The sequence below is a fragment of the Streptomyces sp. NPDC003691 genome (assembly GCF_053981115.1).
The window spans coordinates 20225-42960 of sequence record NZ_JBSFNQ010000001.1 but is presented as its reverse complement, the minus strand read 5'-3'; the positions used below and the strand labels follow the sequence as shown (position 1 = coordinate 42960).

At 75.6% G+C, this 22736-nt stretch carries 17 protein-coding genes; 6 read left to right on the top strand and 11 right to left on the bottom strand.

Annotated elements, in window-relative coordinates:
• Nucleotides 1-67: 67 nt before the first annotated feature.
• Both ACWDR0_RS00150 and ACWDR0_RS00145 read right to left on the bottom strand, forming a co-directional pair.
• On the bottom strand, nucleotides 68-868 hold the full coding sequence (locus ACWDR0_RS00150; RefSeq protein WP_456349287.1) for a response regulator: 801 nt from the start codon (nucleotides 866-868) through the stop codon (nucleotides 68-70).
• Nucleotides 865-2157: a sensor histidine kinase gene (locus ACWDR0_RS00145; protein ID WP_456349286.1), complete on the bottom strand. Its 1293-nt coding sequence runs from the start codon at nucleotides 2155-2157 to the stop codon at nucleotides 865-867. Before ACWDR0_RS00145 ends, ACWDR0_RS00150 begins: the two co-directional genes overlap by 4 nt.
• A gap of 362 nt (nucleotides 2158-2519) precedes the next feature.
• On the opposite strand from ACWDR0_RS00145, the gene ACWDR0_RS00140 reads away from it, so the two are divergent.
• The 4 genes from ACWDR0_RS00140 (at nucleotide 2520) to ACWDR0_RS00125 (ending at nucleotide 7244) form a co-directional block, all read left to right on the top strand.
• Nucleotides 2520-3887, top strand: coding sequence for a 3-hydroxybutyrate oligomer hydrolase family protein (locus ACWDR0_RS00140; RefSeq protein ID WP_456349285.1), 1368 nt, complete (start codon nucleotides 2520-2522; stop codon nucleotides 3885-3887).
• A 121-nt stretch (nucleotides 3888-4008) separates the two neighbouring features.
• The gene (locus tag ACWDR0_RS00135; RefSeq protein ID WP_456349284.1) at nucleotides 4009-4569 is read left to right on the top strand and encodes a hypothetical protein; all 561 of its coding nucleotides are present in this window, start codon (nucleotides 4009-4011) and stop codon (nucleotides 4567-4569) included.
• Between the two features lie 45 nt (nucleotides 4570-4614).
• Nucleotides 4615-5055, top strand: coding sequence for a hypothetical protein (locus tag ACWDR0_RS00130; RefSeq protein WP_456349283.1), 441 nt, complete (start codon nucleotides 4615-4617; stop codon nucleotides 5053-5055).
• A gap of 47 nt (nucleotides 5056-5102) precedes the next feature.
• Nucleotides 5103-7244, top strand: coding sequence for a HEAT repeat domain-containing protein (locus ACWDR0_RS00125; protein WP_456349282.1), 2142 nt, complete (start codon nucleotides 5103-5105; stop codon nucleotides 7242-7244).
• Nucleotides 7245-7433: 189 nt separating this feature from the next.
• On the opposite strand, the gene ACWDR0_RS00120 is transcribed toward ACWDR0_RS00125, so the two are convergent.
• The gene (locus tag ACWDR0_RS00120) at nucleotides 7434-9320 is read right to left on the bottom strand and encodes a helix-turn-helix domain-containing protein (RefSeq protein ID WP_456349281.1); all 1887 of its coding nucleotides are present in this window, start codon (nucleotides 9318-9320) and stop codon (nucleotides 7434-7436) included.
• Nucleotides 9321-9513: 193 nt separating this feature from the next.
• Between ACWDR0_RS00120 and ACWDR0_RS00115 the strand changes: the two genes are divergently transcribed.
• Nucleotides 9514-10317: a class II aldolase/adducin family protein gene (locus ACWDR0_RS00115; protein WP_456349280.1), complete on the top strand. Its 804-nt coding sequence runs from the start codon at nucleotides 9514-9516 to the stop codon at nucleotides 10315-10317.
• A 58-nt stretch (nucleotides 10318-10375) separates the two neighbouring features.
• Nucleotides 10376-11779, top strand: a complete 1404-nt coding sequence (locus ACWDR0_RS00110) for an amidase family protein (RefSeq protein WP_456349279.1) — start codon at nucleotides 10376-10378, stop codon at nucleotides 11777-11779.
• A gap of 205 nt (nucleotides 11780-11984) precedes the next feature.
• Here the strand turns inward: ACWDR0_RS00110 and ACWDR0_RS00105 are convergent, their stop codons facing one another.
• The 8 genes from ACWDR0_RS00105 to ACWDR0_RS00070 form a co-directional block, all read right to left on the bottom strand.
• The gene (locus ACWDR0_RS00105; protein ID WP_456349278.1) at nucleotides 11985-12848 is read right to left on the bottom strand and encodes an NAD(P)-dependent oxidoreductase; all 864 of its coding nucleotides are present in this window, start codon (nucleotides 12846-12848) and stop codon (nucleotides 11985-11987) included.
• Nucleotides 12849-12950: 102 nt separating this feature from the next.
• The gene (locus tag ACWDR0_RS00100; RefSeq protein WP_456349277.1) at nucleotides 12951-14090 is read right to left on the bottom strand and encodes an RNA polymerase sigma factor; all 1140 of its coding nucleotides are present in this window, start codon (nucleotides 14088-14090) and stop codon (nucleotides 12951-12953) included.
• A gap of 107 nt (nucleotides 14091-14197) precedes the next feature.
• A complete protein-coding gene (locus ACWDR0_RS00095) occupies nucleotides 14198-14605 on the bottom strand; it encodes a YciI family protein (RefSeq protein ID WP_456349276.1) in 408 nt (135 codons plus the stop codon).
• Nucleotides 14606-14756: 151 nt separating this feature from the next.
• The gene (locus ACWDR0_RS00090) at nucleotides 14757-15731 is read right to left on the bottom strand and encodes an ECF transporter S component (protein ID WP_456349275.1); all 975 of its coding nucleotides are present in this window, start codon (nucleotides 15729-15731) and stop codon (nucleotides 14757-14759) included.
• Nucleotides 15728-17401, bottom strand: coding sequence for an ABC transporter ATP-binding protein (locus tag ACWDR0_RS00085; RefSeq protein WP_456349274.1), 1674 nt, complete (start codon nucleotides 17399-17401; stop codon nucleotides 15728-15730). Before ACWDR0_RS00085 ends, ACWDR0_RS00090 begins: the two co-directional genes overlap by 4 nt.
• Nucleotides 17398-18573 (bottom strand): energy-coupling factor transporter transmembrane component T, encoded by a 1176-nt coding sequence (locus ACWDR0_RS00080; protein ID WP_456349273.1) that lies wholly within the window; start codon nucleotides 18571-18573, stop codon nucleotides 17398-17400. Before ACWDR0_RS00080 ends, ACWDR0_RS00085 begins: the two co-directional genes overlap by 4 nt.
• Before the next feature lie 11 nt (nucleotides 18574-18584).
• Nucleotides 18585-19433 carry a hypothetical protein gene (locus ACWDR0_RS00075; RefSeq protein ID WP_456349272.1) on the bottom strand — a complete coding sequence of 283 codons (849 nt, stop codon included), beginning with the start codon at nucleotides 19431-19433 and terminating at the stop codon, nucleotides 18585-18587.
• 473 nt (nucleotides 19434-19906) lie between these two features.
• A complete protein-coding gene (locus ACWDR0_RS00070; RefSeq protein ID WP_456349271.1) occupies nucleotides 19907-22690 on the bottom strand; it encodes a prenyltransferase/squalene oxidase repeat-containing protein in 2784 nt (927 codons plus the stop codon).
• Between the last annotated feature and the right edge of the window lie 46 nt (nucleotides 22691-22736).

Genomic DNA, 22736 nt, shown 5'->3' with positions numbered 1-22736 from the left:
CGAGCCGGGCACCTGCGTACCGGGCGGGCCGCCCCCGCGCCGGGCCGCCCCGGCGCGGCGGACGGGATCAGAGGAGTCCGTGGTCGCGGGCGTACAGGGCGGCCTGGGTGCGGTCCCGCAGCCCGAGACGGCCGAGGATGCGCGAGACATGGTTCTTGACGGTGCCCTCGCTGAGATAGAGCCGGCCGGCGATCTCCCGGTTGGTCGAGCCGCCCGCGATCAGCCGCAGCACGTGCAGTTCACGTTCGGTCAGCGCCCCACCGGGCGGTGCCTGCGGTGCCGCCGGGACGGCCGGGGCGCCGGCCGTCAGTCCGGCGAGTACCGAGGCGTCGAACTGGGCGACCCCGGCCCGGGCCAGCCGGACCGCACGGGCGAGTTCGGCGGAAGGCAGGTTCTTCAGCAGATAGCCGACGGCCCCGGCGCGCAGCGCACCGGTCACATAGCCGAGGTCGTCGAAGGTGGTCAGCATGACGACCCGGCAGGACGGCACCCGCGCGGCGAGCGCGGCGGCGGTCTCCACACCGTCCGTCCCCGGCATCCGCACATCGACCAGGGCGACGTCCGGCCGGTGGACGACGGCGGCCTCGACGGCCGCGGGCCCGTCGCACGCGGTGGCCACCACGGTGACACCGGGCTGGACGCCCAGCAGTGAGGCGATGCCCTCCCGCACCAGCTCCTGGTCGTCGACGACCAGGACCCGTACGACATCCGCCGCGTCCCCGTCCCCGACCCTGCCGCCGGCGCTGTGTCCGTCACCCCCGTTCCGGTCCCCGACGTTGTTCCTGTCTCTGTCGGCGTGGCCGCCGTGGGGGCCGTCGTCGTGGCCGTCCCCGGCGCGCGGCCCGCCCCGGGCCCCCGGGGCGGTCATCCGGCGCCTCCCGGAGCGGGCCGCACACGCGGAACGGTCACGGTGACCACCGTCCCGGCAGCCGGGCGGCCGTCGACGTCCACCCGTCCGCCCAGCAGCTCGACCCGTTCCCGCATCCCGCGGATCCCGGACCCGGACCCGGACCCGGATACGAAGCCGGGGCCGGGGCCGGTTGCGGATACGGCTACGGATGCGGAGCCGGGGCCGGGGCCCGCCGAGCGCGCGGTGGACCCGGCGGCGAAGCCCCGGCCGTCGTCGGTGACCGTCAGCCGGGCCGCGGACTCGCCGAACGCGGCCGTCACATCGACATACGTCGCCCGGCCGTGCCGCCAGGCGTTGGTGAGCGCCTCCTGCGCCGACCGGTACAGCGCGGTGAGCGCACCGGTGTCGTACCCGGCCTCGTCCCCGGTGGTGCGGACGGTCACGGTCAGCCGGTCGTCGCCGAACCGGCGGCCCAGCTCGGTGAGCGCACGGCCGAGGGAGAACGGCCGCGCCTCGCGCAGCGCGCCGACCGACTCCCGTACCTCCGTGAGCGCCCGCCCGGCCGACCAGCGGGCGTCCGACACGGCCCGGGCCGCGGCCGCCGGATCGAGATCCCGGAAGACCTCCGCCTTCTCCAGCTGAATCCCCACCGCGGTGAGATGGTGCCCCAGACTGTCGTGGATCTCCCGCGCCACCCGGTTCCGCTCGTCGGCCGCGGACAGCTCCGCCACCCGCAGGGCGTACCGCGACAGCCGCTCGTGCGCGTCCGACAGCTCCGTCAGCGCGCCCTCCAACTCCGCCCGGCCCCGCTGCTCCCGTACCGCGACGGAGGCCATCGACAGGGCCAGCGCCAGCCCCAGACCGAGCATCAGCAGATCGGAGACGTACTCCGCCCGCACCCACCACCGCGGCACCGCTACCGTCCAGCCGCCGACCAGCAGGGCCACGCACCCCGCGCCGGACACCAGCCCGGCGCGCGGGCCGAGGGCGAGACGGGCGGTGAACGGCACCAGGAAGAACAGCGCCCGGGAGACCCCCGAACCGTCCAGCGCGGCAACAACCGCGAACAGCGCGATACGGGTGGCGAGCAGAACCGCCGCGGTACGGGCCGGGGCGCCCGGCCGGGGCGTCCGCCGCCGTTCGGCGCTGTCGAGGGCGAGCAGCAGGAGCAGCCCCGCCGCGAACCCGGCGGTGCGCCCCGGGTGAACCGGCCCGTCCGATACGGCGGTGTGGTAGAGCCCCCCGGCCAGAACCGCCGTGTACAGCACGGGCGGAATCCACGGCACGGCGGTCGGCGGCGGCAACATGCGCTCCCCTCCCGGTCGCTGCTGCACCGGACGTTACGGGACCGCGTTCCCCGGTGGGGGGCCGGCCGGAGTCCGGTCCCGGAATTGGCCACAGGTCATGTGCCGGTCGGCACGGGGGCGGCCACGGCCGGAGTGCCGGACGGCGGCAGAACCGGCCGTCCGGCACTCCCCGCCACCCGGCCGCGCGCCCTACGTTCTGCCGGAACCCGGAACCCGGAACCCGGAACCCGGAACCGGGCTTCAAGGGCCCAAGGGCCCGCGCCCCGGAGGCCCCTAAGCCACTGAGTCCCGCAGCCCGAGCCCCCGGATCCGTATCCCGTACACCGTCCCGTCCCGCCCGCCCGGCAGAAGGAGTCCCCGATATGTCTCGTACGAAGTACCGGCGCCGTCTCGTCGCCCTGGTGTCCACCCTGCTCACCGCCGCCCTGCTGCCCGCGGCCGGGGCGAGCGCCGGCGGCCCCGGCTGCGCGGCGGAGCGGCTGCGCGTCCCCGGCGCGGAGCGGGTCACCGGCCACTGCCCGGCCGATCTGACCACGGCCGGTCTGGTGCCGCTCGGCCTCACCAACCCGGCGGACTACGCCGGGCTCCAGGCGGCGGGCACCGTCAACCCCTCGAAGGTGCCGGGCATCCAGCTCGACGGCTACTTCCCCGACACCTCCACCACCAACACCAACCACGGCTGGAACCACGACAGCCAGTTCGTGATCCGGCTGCCGGAGCGCTGGAACGGCGGCCTGGTCGTCGCGGCCCCCTCCGGCACCCGCCGTCAGTACGCCAACGACCGGATCATCAGCGACCACGTCCTGGCCCGGGGCTTCGCCTACGCCGCCACCGACAAGGGCAACACCGGCCCCGCGATGTACCGGGACGGGGTGGAGCCCGGTGACGCCATCATGGAGTGGCACCTCCGCCTCACGCAGCTGACCGTCGCCGCGAAACGGGTGGCGGCCCGGCACTACGGCCGCCCGCCCGCCCGGACGTACGCCGCCGGTCTCTCCGCCGCCGGATATCTGGTCCGCCGCCAGCTCGAACAGTTCCCGCGGCTCTACACGGGCGGTATCGACTGGAACGGCCTGCTCCTCACCCGCGACCAGCCGGGCCTGCTGACCAACATCCCGCCCGCTCTGCGCGCCTTCCCCCGCTGGGAGCGGGGCGAGCCCGGCGCGGCCGAGGCCATGTACGCCGAGGGATACCCCCGGGGCTCCGAACCCCTCTGGAAGGCCCACTATCTGACCCAGTGGGACGTGCTCCAGCGCGTCATGCGCGAGGAACTCGACCCCGGCTACGACGGTGACGCGCAGGCGGGCACACCGTTCTGCCCCGAGGGGACCGGCGCGGGCTGCGACACCGACTACGACTACGGCTCCCGCCCGGCCGCCGTCCACGACGCGGTGGAGCGGGTCTCGCTCACCGGCCGCATCGGCCGCCCGCTGATCACCGTCCACGGCACCCTGGACGTCCTGCTGCCGATCAGCCGCAGCGGTGATGTGTACGCCCGGAAGGTCGCCGCGGCCGGTCGCGGCGACCTCCACCGCTACTACCGGATCCAGGACGGCACCCACACCGATGGCTACTACGACCTCGCGCCCGCGACGGTCCGCCCCATGCAGCCCTGCTTCATTGAGGCCTTCGACGCGCTGGTCGCCTGGACCACCCGGGGCACCACCCCGCCGCCCGGCCGTACCGTCCCCCGGCCCGCCGACGGGACGACGGCGGGCTGCGGGCTCTGACCCCCGAGACCGGACAACCCTGAAAAGGCCGAACAACCCCGGAAACGCCGGACAGCCCCGGCCCTGCCGGGTGCGAACCGGGGCGGAGGCGTTGTCGGACCGGGTTGATAGCGTCACCGCCGTGACGGAGTTGGCGGAACTGGTCCTGACCCCCGGCGAGCGCGCCGACGGGGTCCGTGTCGACAGCGTGGTGTTCAGCATGGACTGGACCGGCGAGGAGGAACCGGGGGAGCTGGCGGCGTTCGTGGCCGCCCGGGTACGGACCTTCGGAGCGGAGCCGTACGGAATCGGCACCGAAGGCGTCCCGCATACGGACGAAGGCGATCCGGCCCTCCGCCGCGGCGACCTGCCGGTCCGCCTGCTCGACCATCTCGCCGCCGCCCTGGCGGAGAGCGGCGGCACGCTGCTGGCCGTGGAGAACGGCACCGACACCTACGAGATCCTGGTCGCGCCGGCCGTCGGGTCCGCACCGGACGGACTGATGTACGGGGGCTCCCCGGTACGGGCCTGGGGCTCCGTCTGCGAGGCGCCCCTGACCAGCCTGAACTGCCCCGGCTGCACGGCGATGCTGGTCTGGGAGGTACCGGACACCCGGGTCCTGGCCGGTGAGCGCTGCGACTGCGGGACCGCGCTGTTCGACGACGGCGGACGGCCGCTGCCCGGTGTCGCCCTCCACGACTGAGCAGCCGGACCCGCCGCCGCTCCCGGCGTCTGGAACGATGGGCCCGTGCATGCTGATGACCGGGTCGGCGGGGGAGTTCCCGCCGGACTCGCCGAGCTTCTGCGGGGCGCCGACGACGGCCGCCCGGTGACGATCGTCCCGTCCGTCTGCCGGGCTTGCGGCGGCCGTACGTTCCTCGTCCTGGTCAACGCCTCCGGCGCCGAGCGGAAGTGCTCCGGCTGCGACGCCACCGCGTTCATCGCGGACACCGGGGAGTACTGGGACGACGGCGAAGACGCGGACTGGGAGGGCGACGAACCCGGCCTCGCCGGATGCCCCTGCGGGGGAGAGGAGTTCGAGGCCGCGGTCGCGTTCTCCCTCGGCGCCGACGGAGAGGTCCGCTGGGTGACCGTCGGACTGCGCTGCACCGACGACGGATTCTGCGGCGTCTACGCCGACTGGAAGATCGACTACAGCCCCACCGGCCATCTGCTGACCCTGGTGTGAACGCGCGGGCGGCACCGCTGTCGGTGGCGGATGGCACGATGCCCCGCATGGAACTCGTACATCCGCTCGACGGCCTGGACGACCACCCCTGGGCATCCTTCTCCCACGCCTACGGCACCGCGGAGGACCTGCCCGAACTGCTGCGCGCCCTCGCCGGAACCGACGAGGAGGCCGCGGAGGAGGCTCTGTCCGAGCTGTACGGAAGCGTGCTCCACCAGGGCACGGTCTACGGTGCCAGCGCGGAGGCCGTGCCGTTCCTCGCCGGGATGGCGGTGGCCGGGCACCGTACGGCGGACGTTCTGGTGCTGCTCGGCGGGATGGCGGAGAGCGGGGACGAGCGGGGTGTCGCGCCCGGCGTGGTCCGGGCCGCCGTGACGGACCGGCTCCCCCTGCTGCTGCCCCTGCTCGCGGCGCCCGATCCGGGCGTGCGCAGGACCGCGGCCTGGGCGGTCTCCCACACCCGCGCCGCGGCCGCGCTCCCCGCCCTGCTCGCCCGCTGGGAAACCGAGACCGAACCCGCCGTCCGCGCCGAACTCCTGGCCGGGCTCGCCCGGATCGCCCCGCCGTCCGCGGTGGCGGCCGCCGACGCGGTGCTGGAATCGTTCGAGTCCGGCGAGGTGCTGCTGGCCGCGGTCCTCGCCCGCCTCGACACCGGCGCCCCGTGGACCGAGGCCATGCACCAGGCGATGCTGGCCCTCCTGCCCGCGGACTCCGTCGCCTCCGATCTCGACTTCGAGCGCAGCGAGCCGCTCTGCGCGGTCGTCGAGGCCCTGCTGCTCCGGGACCGGGAAACCGAACGCGAGGCCGCGTTGGCCCTGGTCGACGCCGCTCTGCGGGATGCGCGCGCCGAGGTGCGGGCCGAGGGACTCTGGGCGGCGGACCGCGCCTGCATGCTCTCCCGCAGCGCGCCGGGGCGCCTGGTGGGGAGCCTGTGCGCGTCGGTCACCGACGATGCGTCCGCGCTGGACGCGGCCTCTCTTCTCGGCGGTCTCGGCGAAGCCGCCGGACCGGCCGCGGCCTTCCTCGTCCCCCTCGCCGCACGCAACCCGGACCGGGCCGACGACCATGCCGACCGTGCCCTGGCCGCACTCGTGCTCATCGCGCCCGGCCGGGCGGCGCCCTTCCTCGCCGCCGCCCTCGGACGGCGCCCCCGGGCCCTCGGCGCCACCACCGAACTGCGGCAGCGCACCGGTGCCACCGTGCCCTTCGACCGGAAGCTCCTCGACGCCGTGCGGGACCGGCTCTCCCGGCCCGGGGAGCTGACCGGCAACGAACCGTCGTACCTGCTCCAGCTGGCGGCCTCCTGGGGCGCCGACGCCGCACGGGCGCTCCCCGAACTGTGCGGGATGCTCCCGCACCATCCGGAGCAGGCCCCCCGCGCGGTTGCCGCCGTCGCCTCCGACTGTGCCCCGGCCGTACGGGCCCGTGCCGTCGAAGCGCTCCGGACGGCCGCCGACCGGGGAGCCCTCGCCGCGGCGAAGGCCCTCCATGAACTCGACGGAACTGCCGAGCCCCTGCTGCGCTGCCTCGACCGGGAGCTCCGGAGCGGCGGCGGCCGCGACGGGGACGCCGCCCGGACGGCCGCCGGACTGGGTCCCGGGGGAGCGGTGCTGGCTCCGGCCCTGCGTGCGGCGTTCAACGGCACCGGTACCACCGGCCCGGAGCTGGACGGCGATACGGCCGTCGCCGAGGCGCTGTGGCGGATCACGGGGGACGCGGACGGGACGGTCGCCGCGCTGGACTCGGTCTTCGAACGCGCGGGACGGAATGCGTGGTCCCGGTGGCAGGTGGTGCGGGCCGCCCGCGCCGCCGCGCTGCTCGGTCCGGCCGGGCGTCCCCTCACCGCCCGGCTGGAGGCCGCCCTCGGCGATCCGGAGCAGGTACCGGCGGTCGTGTCGGCCCTTCTCGCGGTGGCCGGACCCGCCGTCCCGGACCGTGTCGCGCTCGCCGCGGCGGTCCTGAGGTCCGCCGAATCGGAGGCCGATCCCGAGGGGGCCTGCCGGGCCCTGGAGGCCCTCGGCGCCGATGCCATGACCCCCGGTCATCTGAGCCGGCTGGCCGCGCTCGCCGACGGCGACGCCCGCACCGTCCGCTCGGGCCTGGAGGGCCGCATCATCGTTCAGGACGAGGAGTTCCGGCGGCAGGCCCGGGCACTCCTCGCGGCCTTCACGGACCGCCCGGCGTCCTGACCGGCCGCCCGCCGGCCGCGCGCCGCGACCCGTCCGCCGCGCCCCGCGCGCCGAGGGCGGGGAACGGACCCGGGGTACGGACTTCCGGGCCCGGGACACGACCCGGCCGCGGGGTGTGCGCGGTCCCCTGACCGCCCCCCGGGCCCGGGCGTCCCGCGCCCGTCCGGAGCGGCGGCGCGGCACCGGCCGTCAGGGGCCTGGCGCCTCCCCGCCGCCCGCCTCGCCGTCCGGTCCGCCGTCACCGATCCGGCGGGCCAGGCCGTGCAGATGGACCGCGAGCTGGAGCCGCAGGGCGTGGTCCGGCTGCTGCCAGTCGGGGCCGAGGAGGCCGCCGATCCGGTCCATGCGCTTCAGCAGCGTATTGATATGGATATGCAGGGCGCGGGCCGTCGCGGCGAGATTGCGGGAGTGGTCGAAGTACGCGGCCAGGGTGCCCAGCAGCTCGGTGCCGCGTTCCGTGTCGTGCGCGGTGATCCGCCCGAGTGAGCCGTCGAGGAACGCCCCGAGGTCCTGGTCGCGGTCGGGGTCGAAGAGGACCGCGTACACGGCCAGCCGCTCGGTGGTGGTTCCGCCGTCCCGTACGCCCAGACCGTGCAGCAGCCGGCGGCAGCGGTTCGCCAGGGTCACATCGGTGCCGAGTGGTTCCGGGCCGGGCCGGACCGGAGCGGCGCACACCAGGACCGGCGCGCCGATGACCCGGGCCAGCCGCCGGTGGACGCTCCGCGCGGCAGCTTCGGCGGTACGGCCGGTGTCTCCGTTCCTCCCGGCGGCCGCCCCGGCGCGGATCAGCGCCACCGGCACCCCGAGATGTTCGCCCGCCAGTCCCCCGTACTCCTCGGCGAGACCGTGCAGCAGCCGGGTGGTCTCGGCCTGCCGGTCCGCCGTCGCGGTCACCACCAGGACGGTGTCCAGCAGCTCCGGCTCGACGCGCCGGGCGCGGGCGCGCAGCGCGAGTTCCCCGGCGAACGGGCGCGGGGCGGTCAGAAGCTGGGTGAGCAGTTCGCCCCGTACCCGCTCCTCCGCCCGGACCACGGCGTCCTGCGTCAGGGTCAGCAGGGCCGTCGTCTGCGCCGCCCGCTCCAGGGTGCGTGCCTCCACGGGGTCCGGTGTGCCGGCGCGGGACAGGACCAGCGCGCCCATCTGGGTCGCGCCGACGACGACCGCCGCCACCGTATGGCGCAGGGTGCCGTCCCGTTCGACCGTGACGCACCGCCCGGACCTGCGGCTCTCCTCGATACCGCGGACGACCGCCGCGGCCATCATCGGGGAGGCGCTCAACACCGCCCGCTCGCGGACCGCCGCCTCCTCGGAGTCGGAGGGCAGGCCGCGGGCCGCGAGCACCCGCCGCGCATGGTCGAGGACCAGTACGCTCCCGCCCAGGCCGGCCACCACCAGATCCGCGACCGCGCCCGTGTCCCCGCCCGCCAGCACCACCCGGGTGAGCGCCTCGTGGACCTCCTCGGCCTTCTCGATCGTCGCGTACGCGCTCTCCAGGGCGCGCAGCGCGCGACGGCTCTCGTCGTACAGCCGGGCGTTCTCCAGGGCCACCGCGGCATGGTCCCCGAACGCGCTCAGCAGCGCCACGTCGTCCCGGACGAACGGCCGCTCCTGCCGGTTCGCCGCGATCAGGGTGCCGAGGAACCTGCCGCCCGCGACCAGCGGGACCCCGAGCATCGACACGATGCCCTCCGCCTCGACGGCACGGTCGACGCCCGGATCGTGGACGATCCCGGCCGACGCCAGATAGTCGCTCTCCCAGTACGGCGCCCGGGTGGCCGCCACCCGCCCGGCGATCCCGACCTGCGCCGGAGCGTGCATCCGCCCGGCGAACCCGGGGGTCAGCGCCCCGGCCGCGGAACGCACCCGCAGATAGGTGCCGTCCTCCTCCAGGACCGCCAGATACGCCAGATCCGCGCCGATCAGATCGTGCGCGTGCCCGACGACACTGGCCAGCACCTCGTCCGGGCCGCGGAGCGCGGTCAGGGACCGCGCCGTCGCGTACAGACTGGAGAGTTCGCGCTCCCGGCGGCGGTGCCGCTCGATCAGCTCGTCCGGCCGGTCTTCGGTACGGTCCATCGGCTGTCCTCGGTCGTCACCCACGCGCGGTGGGCGAAGCATACGCCCGGACGCCGGAAACAGTGGAGGAATCACACCTCCGCCCACCCGTCGGACCGTCCTAGCCTTGCCGACATCGAGCGGTGCCCCGGCCCGCTCCCCGCCCGGGGCCGCACCCCGGCAACTCCTCCGCCGCAGCCAGGGAAGGTCACGCATGATCACATCCCCCCGTCCCGACGCCCGTTCCTGGGACCGCATCGCCCTCCCCGACCCCACGGTCCGGGAGCGGGTCACCGCGGAGGAGTGGGCGGTCCGGGTCGATCTGGCCGCCTGCTACCGGCTGATCGCCCGGTACGGCTGGACCGACATGATCTACAACCACATCTCGGCCCGGGTGCCCGGCCGCCACGACCGTTTCCTCATCAACGCCTTCGGGCTGCTCTACGAGGAGGTGTGCGCGTCCAACCTGGTCACCGTCGACCTGGCCGGGAACGTCCTGGACGGGCCCGAGGCGGGCGCCAACCCCGCCGGGTTCATCATCCACTCCGCGATCCACCGGGCCCGCCCCGAGGTGGCGTGCGTCCTGCACACCCACAGCAGGGCCGGTTCCGCCGTGGCGGCCCAGCCCCGCGGACTGCTCGACATCAGCCAGCACGCCATGCGGTTCCACGGCCGGCTCGCCTACCACGACTTCGGCGGCATCGTCCTCGACGAGGCGATGCAGGAGAAGCTGACCGGCGACCTCGGCACCAAACGGGCCCTGATCCTCCGCAACCACGGTCTGCTCACCACCGGCGTCGACATCCGCTCGGCCTTCGAGGACCTCTACTATCTGGAACTGGCCTGCCAGATCCAGATCGCCGCGCAGGCCGGTGGCGCGGTCACCGAATGCGACGCGGAGACCGCCGGGCACACGGCACGTCAGTTCGACACGTCGAACGAGGCGTTCATCCACGGCCGGGACTGGGCCGCGCTGCGCCGCATGCTCGACCGCACCGACCCCTCCTACGCCCGGTGAACCGGCCCCGGGCCGCGACGGGCGCGGCGCCACCACGAACCGGCGGACGGAGAGCGGGATGACGGACGGAACAAACGGCCCGGCAGCCACCCTGGCGGCGCTGCGCGACGGCACCACCACCAGCGAGGCACTCACCGAGCGGCTGCTCGCGGACGCCGCGCGGAACGCGGACCTCGGCGCGTACATCACCCTGGACCCCGAACGGGCCCTGCGAGCGGCCCGCCGGGCCGACCGTTCCCCGGCGACGGGTCCGCTGCACGGCGTTCCGGTCGCCGTCAAGGACAACATCCATGTCGCCGGGCTCCCCAACACCGCGGCCACCCCGGCCCTGAAGGACTTCGTCCCCGACGAGGACGCACCGGTGGTGCGGCGGCTGGTCGAGGCCGGGGCGTTCGTCCTCGGCAAAACCAATCTGCACGAACTGGCATACGGGATCACCAGCACCTCCTCGGCCGCGGGCCCGGTGCGCAACCCCCGGGACCGCACCCGGATCGCCGGAGGCAGCAGCGGCGGCACCGCGGTCGCCGTCGCCCGCGGAGTCCCGGCGGGCCTCGGCACCGACACCGGCGGCTCCGTCCGGATCCCGGCCGCCCTGTGCGGACTCTGCGGGCTGCGGCCCACTCCCGGCCGCTATCCCGCCGGGGCGGTCACCCCCCTGTCGGCCTCCCGCGACACCGTGGGACCGATGGCGCACACCGTCGCCGACCTGGTGCTGCTGGACGCGGTGCTCGCCGCCGAGGCTGCCCCTGCGGTCCCGGCCGCGGAACCCGGGCGGCTCCGCCTCGGGATCCCGCGCGGTGCCCTCACCGAACCGCTGGGCCCGGAGACCGCCGCCGCGTTCGACCGCGCCGTCGACCGGCTCCGGGCGGGCGGGGTCGACGTCGTCGACGTACCGGCGCCCGGCTTCGACGGTGTGGAGGAGCGGCTCGGCTACCCGATCGCGCTCTACGAGGCACGCCGCGAACTGGGCCGCTACCTCGACCGTTACGTCCCAGGGCTGACCCTGGACGGACTGGCCGGGCGGATCACGGGCCACGACGTCCGTGCCCTGTTCCTGGACGCCATCGTCGACGGCGCGCCCCACCGGGTCACCGGGGCCGAGTACCGGGCGGCCGTGGGGGCGGGCCGCGACGGGCTGCGCGCCGTCTACCGCGGCCTGTTCGGGGGACGGCGGTTCGACGCCCTCGTCTTCCCCACCACCCCTCGGTCCGCCGGCCCGCTGGACGACCCCGCGGGCCCGGTCGACGTCGGCGGGCATCCCGTGCCGGCGTTCGCCGCCTTCACCCGCAACACGTCACCGGGCAGCATCGCCGGACTCCCCGGGCTCACCCTGCCGATGACCCCCGCGTCCGGCGGGCTCCCGGTCGGTCTGGCACTGGACGGACCGCCGGGCTCCGACCGCGCGCTGCTCGCGGCCGGACTGCTGGTGGAGCGGCTGGTCGACGCCGAGAGGGGGCCGTGAGCGGTACGGGACCGGGGAACCGGGACCGCGCGACAGCACCCGGGTACGGGACCGGGGGCCGGGACCGTACGCGACCCGGCCGGGCCCGCGGACGGCACGCCCGGGCACTCCGGGCGGTGCCGTCCGGCCGGAGTCATGGCTGCCGTGCCGACGGCCGACCGGACCGGTGCCCGGAGCCGTCCGCGGTACCCGGCCGCCCGGTGCCTCAGCGCGGCTGCTGCTCGGCGATCACGGCCCAGTCGTCCCCGGCGCGGCCGTCGGCGATCGTCTGGTCGAACACCTCCCTGAGAAGTTCCCCGAACGGGAGCGGGACCTCGTGGCCGGCCGCGGCGTCGAGGGCGAGGCCGAGGTCCTTGCGTCCGAGCGCGGCGGTGAACCCGGCCGGCCGGTACCTCCGCTCCGCGATCATGGCGCCGTAGCCGGAGTAGACGGGCCCGGGGAAGAGCGTCGACGACAGGAGCTCGGTGAACTCGGCCGGGTCGGCACCGGCCGCCTCGGCGACGCTGACCGCTTCGCCGAGGGACTGGATGGCGCAGGCGATCAGATAGTTGCCCAGGACCTTCACCGTGTTGGCCTGTTCGGGGCGATCGCCCAGCCGCCAGGTACGGGCCCCGATCACCTCGAAGAACGGCCGGGCCCGGTCGACGAGACCGGGCTCGCCAGCGGCGAGGATGTTCAGCGCACCGGCCTCCGCCACGCTCACCCGCCCGAACACCGGGGCGGCCAGGTAGCCGAGTCCGTGCGCGGTGTGTGCCGCGGCGGCCCGGCGGGCCAGGTCCACACCGACCGTGGCCATGTTCACATGGAGGCCCCCGGGGCGCGCCGCGGCGAGGACCCCGGAGTCCAGGAAGGTCTCGGCGAACGCGCGGTCGTCCGAGAGGACCGAGAGCACCACCGGGCTCCGCAGGGCGTCCGCGACCGACTCGGCCCGGCGGGCCCCCTCCCCGGCGAGTTCCTCCGCGGGCCCCGCCGAACGGTTCCACACCACGACCTCGTGGCCCGCGCGCACCAGATTGCGGGCGATCGCCCGCCCCATCCCGCCCAGTCCGACAACGGCGACCTCGCCCATGTCCCGGCCTCCCACACCAAGATCGAATACCTGAGAAGGGGCCATTCTGGCGTACCGCGATCCGACGCGCCGCACCGCGGCGGCCCGCGCGCCCGGCCCGGGTCAGCGGTGCGGGCGGGTGTTCAGCCGGGCCGCTCGCCGGGTCAGATGGTCGCGTTCGGCGAGGTCGGTGGCCTGGTGGGCCGCCTCCGCGTAGAGCCGGGCGGCCGTCACCGGGTCACCGTCGCGCTCATGGAGGTACGCGGCCACCGCCGTGTAGCGGGGGAGTGCGGCGTCCAGCTCCGCCAGCGCCTTCAGCCCGGCGCGCGGCCCGTCCGCCTCGCCTACGGCGACCGCCCGGTTGAGCCGGACGACCGGGCTGTCCGTGAGGCGCACCAGCTCGTCGTACCACTCGACGATCTGCACCCAGTCCGTCTCGGCGGCGGTGGGCGCGTCCGCGTGGAGCGCCGCGATCGCGGCCTGCGCCTGGTACTCGCCCAGCCGGTCGCGGGCCAGCGCCGCCTGGAGGATCCCGGTGCCCTCGGCGATCAGCCCGGAGTCCCAGCGGGTCCGGTCCTGTTCGGCGAGCGGCACCAGAGCGCCGTCCGGAGCGGTCCGGGCGGCGCGCCGCGCGTGGTGGAGCAGTATCAGGGCGAGCAGCCCCGCCGCCTCCGGATGGTCGACCGCGGCCGTGAGCTGCCGGGTGAGCCGTACGGCCTCGGCCGCCAGGTCGATGTCCCCGGAGTAGCCCTCGTTGAAGACCAGATAGAGGACGCGCAGCACGGTCGCGACCTCACCGGGCCGGTCGAACCGCACCCCGGACACGGTCCGTTTGGCCCGGCTGATGCGCTGCGCCATGGTCGCCTCGGGCACCAGATAGGCCCGGGCGATCTGCCGGGTGGTGAGCCCGCCGACGGCACGCAGGGTCAGCGCGACGGCGGACGACGGCGTCAGCGACGGATGCGCGCAGAGGAAGTAGAGCCGGAGGGTGTCGTCCACCGAGGACACCGGTCCGGGACCCGGTTCCTCTTCGGCGAGGCCCTGCCGGCGGCGGCGGGCCGTATCCGCCCGGGTGGCGTCCAGGAACTTCCGCCACGCCACGGTGGTCAGCCAGCCCTTCGGGTCCCGTACCGCCTCCGCCGTCCCGTCCGCGGCGCCCACCACCCCCGGAGCCCCGCGGCGGACCGCCTCGACCAGGGCGTCCTGTACGGCGTCCTCGGCCGCCGCGAAGTCGGCTCCGCGGCGGACGAGAACGGTGATCACGCTCGGTACGAGGCTCCGGAGCAGGGCTTCGTCCGTGGGTGATGCGGGTGATGTGGGTGACGTGGGCGGCCCGGGGGATGCGGGGGACGCAGGGGACATCGGGGCCGTTACTCCGTGATGGTGGGCGGGGCGGTCAGCAGCGGACGGACCTCCAGCCATTCGTGGATGGGCCGCCCGCCCGCTCCGGGGGCGGCGGACAGCTCCCCGGCCAGTTCGACGGCGCGCTCATGGCTGTCGACGTCGATCACCATCCAGCCGGCGATCAGATCCTTGGTCTCGGCGAACGGCCCGTCGGTCACCGGCGGCTTCCCCTCGCCGCCGTACTGGACCCATTCGCCCTCGGGGGCCAGCGCCAGACCGCCGACGTACTCGCCGGTCTCCTCCAGCCCGGCCGCGAAGTCGTTCATGTACTGCACATGGGCCGAGATCTCCTCGGGCGTCCACCGGTCCATGGGGACGTCGTTCACCGGAGCCGGGGCGCCGCGGTAGTGCTTGAGCAGCAGGTACTTGGCCATGGTGGTTCTCCTCGGTGCGGGTGCGGTCATTGTCACCGCGTTCGTACCGGGGACGGAGCAGGGCACGGATTCTCGACATCCCGCGCGGGATTTTTTGGTTCCGGTGGGGGAACGGGGCGAACACGGCGATTCCCGCCTCCCCGTCCCCGTATCAGGCCGCCGGTCCGCGCTCCCGCGGCGGCGCGAAGCGGACCGGTGCCCGGAACCGGGCCCGGCGCGCCGCCCGGCGCAGGACCGTCAGTACCGCCGGGCCCGCCAGCAGGATGCAGACGAAGTTGGTGACCGCGCGGCCCGTGTCCCAGCCCAGCGACGTCGCCACGTCGAAGGCGAGATAGCGCTGCCACTGCTCGGTGAACGGCAGCCCCGGCAGATAGGCGATCGAACTCCCCGGGTCGGCCGAGAACGGCCAGAACGACAGATTGAGCAGAAAGCCGAAGAGATAGCCGGAGAACGAGCCGTACACCGCGAGCATCAGCACCTCCCGGCGGCCAGAGGCCCTCGGCAGCATCCCCGCCAGCATCCCGACGAAGGCACAGCCGAACATCTGGTACGGCATCCACGGGCCGACCCCGCCGGTGATCAGCGCCGACGCGAACAGCGACGTACACCCCAGGGTGAAGCCGAAGCCCGGCCCGTAGACCCGGCCCGCCAGGACCAGGACGAAGAACACCGTCTCCACCCCGGCCGTGCCCGCGCCGAGCGGGCGCAGCGCCGCGTTCACCGCCGACAGGACGCCGAGCATCGCCAGCGCCTTGGAGTCGATACCGCCCTCGGCGATCTCGGAGATCACCACGGAGAGGACGAGGACCAGCAGCACCCCGAAGATCAGCGGGGGCGCGTAGTGGGAGGCGAAGGTGCCCGGGGCGACGACGAACGGCCAGAAGAAGGCCACCAGCCCGAGAAAGGCCGCCAGGGTGATGACGATCCCGGCCCGCGGGCCGATCCTGATCGCCGGAGCCGGAGCCGGAGCCGGAGCCGGAGCCGGAGCCGGAGCCGGAGCCGGAGCCGGAGCCGGAGCCGGAGCCGGAGCCGGAGCCGGAGCCGGAGCGTGGGTGTGGGTGTGGGTGTGGGTGTGGGCATCGGCCGGAGCCGGGGCCGTACCGTCCTCCCGGTCCGCGCCGCTCATTCCGCCCTCCCCCCACCCGCCGCTACCGCGGTCACCTGTCTGACGGTGAGATACGGCAGCGGCGCCAGCACCTTCGCGACCTGCGGGGCGAACACCGGCGATGCCGTGATCACCTCCGCCGTCGGCCCGTCCGCGACGACATCGCCCTCCGCCATCACCACCACCCGGTCCGCTGTCCGGGCCACGAACTCCACATCGTGCGTGGCGACCACCACCGCCCGGCCCTCCCGCGCCAGCCCGTCCACGATCCCCGTGAGCTGCTCCTTCGCCCGGTAGTCCAGCCCCCGCGTCGGCTCGTCCAGCAGCACCACCGGCGGGGCCGCGGCGAGCTGGATCGCCAGGACCAGGGCGAGCTTCTGCCCCTCGGAGAGGTCCCGCGGATGCAGGTCCCCCGCGATCCCCGGCACCAGCCGGTCCAGGACCGCCCGCGCCGATACCGCCGCCCCCGCCGCCCCGTCCGCCCCCTCCGGCGCCGACTCGCGGTCCGCCTGCGCCAACTCCTGGTCCACGGTCTCCAGATAGAGCAGGTCGGCCGCCGTCTGCGGCACCAGGCCGACCAGCCGCCGCGCCCGGGCCGCGGGCAGCCCCCGGGGATCGGTGCCCGAGGCCGGCGGCCCGCCGTCCCCGGCCACCCGGACGGTCCCGGCCTGCCGCGGCCCCGAACCCTGGAGCGCCCACAGCAGCGACGACTTCCCCGAACCGTTGCGGCCCATCAGCGCCGTCACCTCCCCCGCCCGCAGCTCCAGCGCGGCCTCCCGTACCGCGGGCACCCCCCGGTACTTCACCGTCACCCCACGGGCCGCCAGCACCGTACGGCCGGGCGCCGGGGGAGCGGGCCGCGCCGGAGGCGGCGGGACGTCCGCCAGAGCGGCCCGCAGCGGGCCCGCCGCGCGGCGCGCGTCACGGATCGACAGCGGCAGCGGCGACCAGCCCGCCGCCCGGCCCAGCTCCACCACCGGCGGTGCCACCGCCGCGTCCCGGAACACCTCGGCGGGCGGCCCCGACACCACCCGCCCGTCGCCCGGCAGGTGCAGCACCCGGTCGGCGTACTGCACCACCCGTTCCAGCCGGTGCTCCGCGACCAGCACCGTCACCCCCAGGTCGTGCACCAGCCGCGTGACGGCCGCGAGGACCTCCTCGGCCGCTGTCGGGTCCAGCGCCGACGTCGGCTCGTCAAGGACCAGCACCCGCGGATGGGCGGTCAGCACCGAACCGATCGCCACCCGCTGCTGCTGACCGCCGGAGAGCTCGTACAGCGGCCGGTGCCGCAGCTCCGCGAGGCCCAGCAGGTCGAGGGTCTCCTCCACCCGTTTCCGCATGGTCGCGGCGGGCACCGCCAACTGCTCCATGGCGTACGCCAGCTCCTCCTCCACGGTGTCGGTGACGAAGCCGTCCAGCGGATCCTGGCCCACCACCCCCACCACATCGGCCAGCTCCCGCGGCGGATGGTGCGCGGTGTCCCGGCCGTCGACGACCACCCGGCCGTGCAGGGTGCCGCCGGTGAAGTGCGGCACCAGCCCGTTCACGGCCCCCAGCAGTGTCGACTTCCCCACCCCCGTATGCCCGGTGACCAGGCAGAGTTCGCCCTCCTCCACCGTCACCCGGATATCGCGCAGTACGGGTTCCGGCGCCCCGTCGTAGACCACGGAGACTTCGTCGAAGGTGATCACAGGGCGGCGTCCTCGGTACGGCGCGCGGCGGCGCGCGGAGCGGAAAGGGGGGCCGGTACGGCGGACGGCGGCGGCGACAGGAACCCGGCGGCCCCGGCGAGCAGCACCGCCGCGGCCGGGACCGGCGGCAGCGACGGCCAGTCCAGCGGATACAGCGAAGGGTTCAGCGCGGCCGCGTCGAACCCGGCCCCGCTGAACAGCAGGGCGGCCGCGAGCACCCCGCACCCGGCGACCGCCCACTCCGGAAGCTGCCAGGGGTCCGGCCGGTAGACCGTCCGCGTCACCCGCCGCCCGCCCAGCCGCAGCCCGGCCAGGCAGAGCGCCGCCCCGGCCGCCATGGCCGGCAGCCCCAGCGGCCGCGGGGCCGACGCGTCCAGCAGCCCGTACGCCCCCGCGCACAGACCGCACATGCCCAGCAGCATCAGCGCGCCCGTCAGCCTGCGCGAACGGGGTGTCGCTGAGCCCGCCCGGCCGTAACCGCGCGAATCCATCGCCGCGGCCAGCCGCAGCGACCGCTCCAGGGCGTCCTCCAGGACCGGCACCACGATGCCGCGCAGCGCCCGCAGGCCCTTCGTCCGGCCCGCCCGCAGCCTGCGCGCCCGGTGCACCCGCCGTACGCTCTGGACCAGTTGGGGCGCGACGCTGATGGACACCGTGACGGCGACGCCCAGTTCGTACAGGGCGCCCGGCAGCACCCGCAGCGCCCGCTTCGGATTGGCCAGGGTGTTCGCCGCCCCGATACAGCACAGCATGCAGGCGAGCCGCAGGCCCTCCACCGCCGCCGACAGCAGGGCCTCCAGCGACACCGGACCGCCGATGCGGATACCCGCGTACCAGTCCGGGGTGGGGACCGTGGGCAGCGAGAACAGGAAGTGGTCGTCGGGCGTGATGCCGGTCCCGAACACGGCCCGGAACACCACCCGGATCGCGATCACGATCAGCGCCAGATACAGGTAGTAGTGGAAGCCGCGGGCCCACGGCGCCTCGGTCCGCCGCACGGTGACGACATATCCGAGGACCGCGAGGACCAGCAGGAGCAGCAGCGGGTTGTTGGTCCGGCTGACCGCGGTGGCCAGCGCCAGCGCCCAGATCCACCAGGCGACGGGATGCAGGGTCCGCGGCAGGGTGCGGCCGCCCGGGGACGGCGCGGGCCGGGAAGGGGTACGCGGCACGGCGGCTCCGTCTACTCCGTACGGCGGCGGCGCCGCAGCGTGACCACGGCCGCCCCGCCGAGCACCACGACCAGCCCGGCCGTCGCCAGCACCGGGAGCGCCGAACCGGAACCCGAATCCCGGCCCGCGGCGTCCGCCGGGGCGGCATCCACGACCACCGGGGCCTTGCTCGCAGGGGCGGCGATGGACGGCGGTGCGGGGGACTGCGACGGGGACGGGGGCGGGGCGCTTGTTGTCGCGGGGGCGGAGACCGTGGCCCGGGCGGAGGGCGCCGGGGGCGGGGGCACGGGTGCCGTGGAACGCGCCGGTGCCGGGCCGGTGTCCGTACCCGGCGGCACGGCGGGTGCCTTCCCGGTCGGTGCCGCAGCTCCGCCCACCGGCCTGGTGTTCCGCGCCCGGACCTGGTCGGGGGTGATCCGGGGCCGCCCCTTGGTGCCGTCGATGTCCGTCCCGCCGAAGATCCACAGGTCGACGCTGCCGGGCTCCGGTTCGTAGAGCATCGCGCCGAGGGTGCTGTACTCCCAGGTGTTCTCGCCCGGGTCCGCGTGCCAGTACGACCAGTAGGCGGTCGCCGGGGGAGTGAGGACGCAGTCCTCCTGCTCCGGCGGCGGGAACATCTTCCCGCCCCGGTGCCCGCTGTAGCCGATGCGGCAGACGAACGCGGGGCCGTCGTGCCCGGTGCCCGCCGTCCGCCAGCCGCCCTGGTTCAGCAGTTCGTAACCCGTGGTCGGAGTCGTACCGCAGGAGCGGTAGACCGGCCCGCCCCACGGCCCGAAGTCGACCGCGAGCACCGCACCCGACGAGGTGGTGCACCGCCCCATCGGCTGCGGATCGGCGGCGACGGGGACGGCCGGCGCCACCAGCGCGGCAGCCGTCAGCCCGAACGCGGCCAGGGCACGGGCGGCCCGTGCGCGGCGGGGCGCCGAAGCCGCCGGGCCGGCCGCGGCACGCGCCGCCCACCCGTCCCGGGGGCGGGCAGCCTCGGCCGCCCGCGGACTCGGCGCGCCAGCCGCCCCGAACGCTCCCACGGTACGGGCTGCTCGCAGCTGGCGGGGTACGGGAACGGCGGGGAGTCCCAGTGCCGCGTCCGTCGGTCCCGAGGCGGGCACGGTCCGGGTCGTCCGCGAGTGGCGGAGGCGGGGTGCCGGAGCCGTCGGGGGCGTCGGTGCGGCGGCTGTCGGGCCGACCTCGGCCACGGCCCGGGCCGTCCGCAGACGGCGGGGTACGGGGGCAGCAGGGATCCTCGGCGCCGCGGCCGTCCGTCCGGCCGCGGCCACGGCACGCGCCGCCCACCCGTCCCGGGTGCGGGCTGCCTCGGCCGCCCGGGGACTCGTCATCGGCCCCGCCCCGCGGCGGTACGGCGGCGGACCGCGGCGACCGCGCCCGCACCCGCGACCAGCAGGGCCGCCGCGGTACCGGCGAGACCGAGGACACCGGTACCGGTGGACGCCAGGCCGCCCCCGCCGGAACCGCCCCCGGCCGCGCCGCCGGTGCCCGCGGCCCCGCCCGGGTCACCGGGGGTGACGATCACCGGCGGTTCCGACGGATCCGGGCCCGGGTCCGGCCGCGGCGACGTCCCGGTCAGACTGCGCTCCAGCACCGCGAACGAGATCCCCGTCGCACCGCTGACGGCCTGCGCCGACGCCCGTACGTCCGAACCGGGCCGGCCGTCCGCGGCCACATTGAACCCGCCGTCCCGGTTCTGCTGCCCGGCGAGGAACAGCCGGGCCTTCGTGATCCGGTCGCGGTGGCGCGCGGTGTCGAGGGAGAGCCCCTGCACCGCCAGCCCGGCCGAGTTCACCGAGTTGCCGGACGCGCCCGGGAAACCGCCGTCGGCGAGCTGCTTCCCCGCGAGCCACTCCAGCGCCCGCGCCACCGCGGCGTCCGCCCGTTCGCCGCCCGCCAGGGCGAGCGCCATCGCGGCCATCGCCGTGGAGTCGACCTCCTGGTCCGCGGGATCCTTCGCCGGGATCACGCTCGGGAAGGCGCCCGACTCCCGCTGGAGGGAGAGCAGATACGCCACCGGCTCCGCCGCGGCGGCCCGTTCGCCCGCCCGGACCTGCGCGATGATCCCCAGCGCCTGCCCGAAGACGGAGGTTGCGTTCCGGTAGTTGCCGCGGGCGGCGCACTGCCCGTCCGCCGCCGTACACACCGCCTTCTCCAGCGCGGCGATCAGATCGCGCCCGCCGAAGTCCCGGGCGTCGCGGCCGACGGACTGCGCCAGCACCGCCGCCTTGCCGACCGCCCCGCTCACGGGCCGGTCCGTCCCGGCGCGGGTCCAGTCGTGCAGGGCGCGCCCCTCGTTGTCCCGGCCGCCGCCGTCCAGGAAGTCCACCATCCCGCGGAGCGTGTTGTTGTCGTACCCGGTGGCGGCGAGCGCGAAGGCGCCGTCGATCGTCAGCCCGAAGTCGGCGCGCGGCGAGCCGGGTGCGGCGGGGTAGTAGCGGCCGCGCACCAGCCGCCCGCCGCCCGTGAGATAGGCCACCGCCTTCTTCAGATCGGGGCCCCGGCCCTGGCCGGGCTCCCCGGGACCGCCCGGCTCACCGGGGCCCCCGGGCTCACCCGGATTGCCGGGCTCCGCCGGGATCTCCCGGGCCACCAGGGTCAGCAGATCGGCGTCCGCCCCGGCGAGCGCGGCGGCCTCCGTCGGATACAGATGAGGCTCCAGCGCCAGCTCGTCCGAGCTGAAACCGCCCAGCGGGAACTGACGGCCCGCCAGCCAGGCGACTGCCCTGTCCGCCCGGGCCCCGTCGCCCACGGCCCGCAGCACCTGGGCGGCCAGCGCCGTGGTCCCGACGTCCCCGTACCCGGTGCCGCCGGTGTAGACCGGGAGGGAACCGTCCGCCCGCTGCTGCCCCTTCAGCTCGGAGAGGACTTCGGCCAGCGCCCCGTCGTACCCCTTCGCCGCATGCAGGGCCAGGGCGATCCAGGCCGTGGCGCCCGGTTCGCCGTCGCAGTACTGACCGGGCGGGTTGAGCATGCCGCCGTGGCCGCCGCCGGGGCAGTCGAGCCGGGTCAGCCGGGCGACCGCCGCCTCCGGGGGCTTCACACCCGCCCGGACCAGGGCGATCACGGACTGCGCCTGCGCCTCGGTGGAGCCCGCGCCGCGGAAGTCGCCCGCGGCCGAACAGCCGGGCTCCGGCGGGGCACCGGCGGCGGGTTCGGGACAGACGGTCTTCAGCAGATCGCCCGCCAGATCGTGCCCGCCGAAGTCCCGCGGATCCTTCTCGGTGATCTCCGCCAGCAGCGCGAGCTGCGCCGCGGCAGCCGGATCCGGTGCCTGGTCCGCGCCCCGCGGATAGGCATAGGCGGTGGTACGGGAGCGCAGATAGGCCGCCACCCGGTCCAGTACGGCACCCTTGCCCACGGTCGCGGCCAGCGCATAGGCCGCCTTCACCGTAAGCAGGTCACTGGGCTCGCCCGGCGCGGTCTCCACCCGCTCGCCCCCGGTCAGCCGCTGCTGCACCCAGCTCCCCACGGCCCGGGTGCGGACCTTCCCGGGACCGGCCCCGGCCCGCACCTGGTCCGGGGTGAACGACGGCTTCCCGCCCGCGCCCCCGGGCTGCGTGGCCCCGAAAACCCAGGCGTCGGTGTCGCCCGGCTTCAGCGTCCGGGACATGGCGCCGAGCGTGCTGTACCGCCAGTCCTTCGCGCCTTTCGCGGCGACCCAGTACGACCAGTAGGCCCCCGCGCCCGGGGTGTCCTTGCACTTCTCCGCGTCCGGAGTCGGATACTGCCTGCCCTCGGGCGCCGAGGCATGGCCGATACGGCAGACGAAGGCGGGGCCGTCGTGCTCGGTGCCCGTGGTGGCGAAACCGCCGGTGTGCAGCAGCTCGTACCCGGTCGTGGGAGTGGTGTCACAGCCCCGGACCACCGGCCCGCCGAAGGCACCGAAGTCGACGGCGACGACCGCGCCCTTCGCCGTGGTGCACTTCTCGGGCGCACCGGCACCGGCATCGGCGGCTGTGGCGGTTGCTGCGGCCGCCGGGGCAGCGGCGGCGCTCGCCGGAGCCGTGGCGTACAGCCCGCTCGCACCGAGCACCAGCAGCGCGGTCAGCGAGACCACCGGGGAGCCCGGGCTCCGCCCTCCGCCGCGCCGCCCCCGAGCCCGTCGCATCGTCCCCACCGCAGCCCCTCGTGTCGTCCGCGCGGGCACGGCACGT